General features: G+C 64.6%; 2 protein-coding genes. Both read right to left on the bottom strand.

The features are described 5' to 3' along the window. On the bottom strand, positions 1-589 hold a 589-nt coding region (locus tag AC1DY5_RS56075; protein ID WP_478122779.1), incomplete at its 3' end, for an aldehyde dehydrogenase family protein. 41 nt (positions 590-630) lie between these two features. Next, positions 631-1,274: Bug family tripartite tricarboxylate transporter substrate binding protein (locus AC1DY5_RS56070; RefSeq protein ID WP_478122778.1), on the bottom strand; the 644-nt coding region annotated here is incomplete at its 5' end.

The raw sequence follows: 1,274 nt of genomic DNA, 5'->3' as shown, positions 1-1,274 counted from the left end.
CCACCACGGTGTTGCCCGCCATCAGCGCCGCGGCGAGGCCGTTGACAGCCATTGCCAGCGGGTGGTTGAAGGCCGCGATGCGGCCCACCACACCGTAGGGCTCACGAAGGGTGAAGTTGATCCGGTCATCCTGTCCCGGAATCGTGGAACCCTGTAGCTCGTAGCCAAGACCGGCGAAATAGCGAAGCCGCTCAACGCAGCTTGCGATGTCACCCCGCATGCCAGTGACGGTGTTGCCCGAATCGGCCACCTCGAGCTCCAAGAGTTCTTCAGAGCGCGCCAACACGGCATCTGCGAACTGGTTCAGATACGCAGCACGCTGCGCCACCGAGAGTGCTGCCCATTCGGGCTGGGCGGACTCAGCGGAGCGCACGGCCCAATCGACATCCTGCGCGGTGCCGCGCGGCACCCGACCGATCAGGCGCTCGTTTGCGGGATTGACGCAGTCCATCCAGCCGCCCTCGCTGGCCGACATCAAGCCACCAACGAGCATCAATCCGACATGGGGTTCCGCCTCGAGCGATGCGCGCGGGGCCTGGGGTGTCGCGGTGTCGGCTCGCGCCGCGAGCGATTCGTTGGTGTGGTTCATGGACAAGCTTTCGGTTCAGTTTCGGGATGGTGGGGGGCTCGTCAAGGAAGCGGTGGGATGCCGAGCTGTTGAAAGGTGGTCAACCAAAGCTTCTGGTCTGAGGCGACGAAGCGGGCGAAGTCGTCTGGGCCCTGATCCGCAGCCGCGGGGCGGTAGCCGCTCTTCCTGATCTCTTCGCCGCCCGCCGATCCAAGCATCCGGTCCACCAGTGCGAGGGCCTTGGCTCGGACCTCCGGCGGCGTTCCCTTCGGAGCGAAGAGTCCGGTCCAACCCGCATACTGCTGTGGGAAGACGCCCAGTTCGACCAGGCTGGGGACGCCAGGCAGGCGGGCGTCCTGGCCCTTTTGCGTAATAGCGACGGCGCGCAGACGTCCGTCGGTGATAAAGGGCTGAGACAACGGGATCACGTCGATCGAAAAGTCGACCCGACCGGAAACCAGATCGGTGCGGAACGAGGAGGCCCCTTGGTAGGGGACGTGCACGCCCTTGACCCCTATCGCGGAAACCAGCCGCTCCGACAGGACGTGGGCAGTCGTGCCAACGCCGGCCGTTGCATAACTCAGCGATCCCTGCGACTTGGCGTGAGAGAGAAATTCGCTCCACGACTTGATGCCGAGCGAGGCCGGAATGACCAGCACGTAGTCCTGGTCCATCAGCTTCGCGATCGGCACGAGATCGTTGTCGA

It is taken from the genome of Variovorax sp. P4_D9, from assembly GCF_056401695.1.
The sequence above is the reverse complement of the archived record's forward strand: the minus strand, read 5'-3'. Positions and strand labels throughout refer to the sequence as shown.